The sequence below is a fragment of the Streptomyces niphimycinicus genome (assembly GCF_018883605.1).
Lineage (GTDB): Bacteria > Actinomycetota > Actinomycetes > Streptomycetales > Streptomycetaceae > Streptomyces > Streptomyces niphimycinicus.
In genome coordinates this window covers 1-3,701 of sequence record NZ_JAHLEM010000142.1, presented here as the reverse complement: position 1 = coordinate 3,701, position 3,701 = coordinate 1, and the positions used below count along the sequence as shown (strand labels likewise).

Below are 3,701 nucleotides of genomic sequence, written 5' to 3'. Positions count from 1 at the left end.
CGCGAGCGTGAGCTGCCCGGTCTGTGGGCGGATGTCTCCCGTAAGAAGCACCGGGCGGCCCTGGCGGCGTAGCTCCGTGGCGAGGGAGTCCCAGCGCGGCGGGTAGGCTAGAGGGTCACCCCTGTCAGCTTCACGAAAGTCCGCGATGTCTGTCGAGTCGGTCTTCCCACAGCTCGAGGCCCTGCTGCCGCATGTGCAGAAGCCCATCCAGTACGTAGGTGGCGAGCTCAATTCCACTGTCAAGCCGTGGGAGAGCTGCGACGTCCGCTGGTCGCTCATGTACCCCGACGCCTACGAGGTCGGTCTCCCCAACCAGGGCGTCATGATCCTTTACGAGGTCCTCAACGAGCGCGAGGGTGTGCTCGCCGAGCGCACCTACAGCGTGTGGCCGGACCTCGAGGAGCTGATGCGCGAGCACAACGTGCCGCAGTTCACCGTGGATTCGCACCGCCCGGTGTCCGCGTTCGACTTCCTCGGCGTCTCCTTCTCCACCGAGCTGGGGTACACCAACCTGCTCACCGCGCTCGACCTCGCGGGCATCCCGCTGGACGCCGTGGACCGCACCGAGGACCACCCCGTGGTGGTCGCGGGCGGCCATGCCGCGTTCAACCCGGAGCCGGTCGCCGACTTCATCGACTGTGCGGTGATCGGCGACGGCGAGCAGGCCGTGCTCGACATGACCGGGATCCTCCGCGCCTGGAAGGCCGAGGGCCGCCCGGGCGGCCGCGATGAGCTGCTCTTCCGTCTCGCCCGCACCGGCAGCGTCTACGTCCCGCGGTTCTACGACGTGGAGTATCTGGCCGACGGGCGGATCGCGCGCGTCGTGCCGAACCGCTCGGGCGTGCCGTGGCGGGTGTCCAAGCACACCGTCATGGACCTCGACGAGTGGCCCTACCCGAAGCAGCCGCTGGTGCCGCTGGCCGAGACCGTCCATGAGCGGATGTCGGTGGAGATCTTCCGCGGCTGCACCCGCGGCTGCCGCTTCTGCCAGGCGGGCATGATCACCCGCCCGGTGCGCGAGCGGTCGATCACCGGGATCGGCGAAATGGTCGACAAGGGGCTGAAGGCCACCGGTTTCGAGGAGGTCGGCCTGCTGTCGCTCTCCTCCGCCGACCACACCGAGATCGGCGATGTCGCCAAGGGCCTCGCCGACCGGTACGAGAAGGACAAGATCGGCCTGTCCCTCCCGTCGACCCGGGTGGACGCCTTCAACATCGACCTCGCCAACGAGCTGACCCGCAACGGGCGCCGCTCGGGCCTCACCTTCGCCCCCGAGGGCGGCAGTGAGCGCATCCGTAAGGTCATCAACAAGATGGTCTCGGAAGAGGACCTCATCCGTACGGTGGCCACCGCGTACGGCAACGGCTGGCGGCAGGTGAAGCTGTACTTCATGTGCGGGCTGCCCACCGAGACCGACGACGATGTGCTACAGATCGCCGACATGGCGACCAAGGTCATCGCCAAGGGCCGCGAGGTGTCCGGCAAGAACGACATCCGCTGCACCGTCTCGATCGGCGGTTTCGTCCCCAAGCCGCACACCCCCTTCCAGTGGGCCCCGCAGCTCAGCGCCGAGGAGACCGACGCCCGGCTGGAGAAGCTGCGCGAAAAGATCCGCGGCGACAAGAAGTACGGCCGCTCGATCGGCTTCCGCTACCACGACGGCAAGCCCGGCATCGTCGAAGGTCTGCTCTCGCGCGGCGACCGCCGGGTGGGCGCGGTCATCCGAGCCGTCTACGAGGACGGCGGCCGCTTCGACGGCTGGCGTGAGCACTTCTCGTACGACCGGTGGATGGAGTGCGCCGAGCGGGCCCTGCCCCAGTTCGGCCTCGACCTCGACTGGTACACCACGCGCGAGCGCGGCTACGAGGAGGTCCTGCCCTGGGACCACCTCGACTCGGGCCTCGACAAGGACTGGCTGTGGGAGGACTGGCAGGACTCGCTCGACGAGACCGAGGTCGAGGACTGCCGCTGGACCCCCTGCTTCGACTGCGGCGTCTGCCCGCAGATGCAGACCGAGATCCAGATCGGCCCCACCGGCCGCAAGCTGCTGCCGCTGTCGGTGAAGTAGCCGCCCGGCGGCCCTCCGCCACCGGGGTGCCCACAAAGTAGGCTGGAAGAGACCGGGGCCCCGCGGCCCTGGTGCTCGACCGCAAGGAAGTACAAGGAGACAGTCCCCTGGGCAAGCGACAGCCCGAAGGCCCGCCGCCCGCTCCCGCGGTGCAGCGCATCCGTTTGCGTTACACCAAGCGCGGCCGCCTCCGGTTCACCAGCCACCGCGACTTCCAGCGCGCCTTCGAGCGGGCGCTGCGCCGCGCCGAGGTGCCGATGGCCTACTCGGCGGGCTTCAGCCCGCATCCGAAGGTGTCCTACGCCAATGCCGCACCCACCGGCACCGGCAGCGAGGCGGAGTACCTGGAGATCCAGTTGGCCGAGGCGCGCGACCCCGAGAAGCTCCGGGCGCTGCTCGACGAGTCGCTGCCCGAGGGGCTCGATGTGATCGAGTCCGTGGAGGCCCGCACCTCGGGACTGGCCGACCGGCTACAGGCGTCCGTATGGGAGATCCGGCTGGACCAGGTCGCCCAGGCGGACGCCGAGCGTGCCGCCGCCGCCTTCCTCGAGGCCGACACGGTCGAGGTGGAGCGCCGGACGAAAAATGGGTTGCGAACCTTCGACGCCCGTGCGGCGGTGGCCCGGCTGGAGGTGCTTCCGCCTCGGGCCGATAGGCCCGGAGACGCTGGCTGTGCGATACTGCGGCTGGTGGTACGGCATCTGACACCTGCCGTGCGACCCGACGACGTCCTGTCCGGTCTCCGCGCTACGGCCGACCTGGCGCCGCCGGTCCCCGCAGCGGTGACCAGGCTGGCGCAGGGGCTGCTCGATGAGGAGTCCGGCACGGTGACCGACCCGCTCGCGCCCGATCGCGAGGCAGTTCAGGCCGCCCCAACCACGGCCGCCGAGCTGACCGCCGCGATGGCGCCGGGAGGTTCCGCGTAGGGCCGCCGTCGATGCGCCGCCGATGCACTTGGGAGCCACCCGGGTCCGGCTGGCGCACTGACCAGGAGACTTTCGCCGGTCCCGACACATTCGGTCCCGGTGAGCGAGACGACAGCTCCCGTGCGGCGACCGCGCCCCGGGCGGCGGCACACGCGCACAGTGCGCGGGTTGCCGGCCGGAGGCAGGCGCGGCGCCCGGGAGCGTGACGGGAGAAACGCCCGCATGCTCGAACCAATTGAGCCGACCCAACCTGTCCAGCCCCTTGAGCCGTCCGCGCCGCGTGCCGCGGCGCCCGGGGATCCCATCGAGAGCACGCCCAGCGACACCCTGCCGCCGCGCCGCCGCCGTGCGGCCTCCCGCCCGGCCGGACCGCCGGTCGGCGGGGTGAGCGGCGCCGAGGTCACCACGGCCTCGTCGCCGGCCATACCGGCTGATCAGATCGTTGCCATCGCCGCGTCCGAGGCGGCTTCCGAGCCCGTGGCCGCCGGTGCCGCCGCGGTCACTGCGGTCACCGCGAGCGGATCCGCGTCCGGGTCCGAGGCCGAATCCGCCGCTCCGCCCGCCCGTACGCGGCGCCGGGTGGCGCGCAAGGCGACGGCTCCGGCGGGTTCGCCGGAGGCCGCGGAGACCGTGGTGACGGCCGATGCCGGCCGTGGTGGCGAGGAGCCCCAGGCCGCCGCCGAGCCCGCTGCCGAGCCCGCGGTGGA

At 71.2% G+C, this 3,701-nt stretch carries 2 protein-coding genes and 1 pseudogene; all 3 read left to right on the top strand.

What is annotated here, in order from left to right:
* Window positions 1-145: 145 nt before the first annotated feature.
* On the top strand, window positions 146-2,068 hold the full coding sequence (locus KN815_RS14680) for a TIGR03960 family B12-binding radical SAM protein (protein WP_216342390.1): 1,923 nt from the start codon (window positions 146-148) through the stop codon (window positions 2,066-2,068).
* A 149-nt stretch (window positions 2,069-2,217) separates the two neighbouring features.
* On the top strand, window positions 2,218-2,994 hold the full coding sequence (locus KN815_RS14675; protein WP_216342389.1) for a TIGR03936 family radical SAM-associated protein: 777 nt from the start codon (window positions 2,218-2,220) through the stop codon (window positions 2,992-2,994).
* Window positions 2,995-3,216: 222 nt separating this feature from the next.
* Window positions 3,217-3,701 (top strand): annotated as a pseudogene (locus KN815_RS14670) (ribonuclease E/G); the annotation flags it as partial.

Coding starts and splice junctions, on each gene's coding strand:
- KN815_RS14680 (WP_216342390.1), top strand. CDS start 146: ATGTCTGTCGAGTCGGTCTTCCCACAGCTCGAGGCCCTGCTGCCGCAT.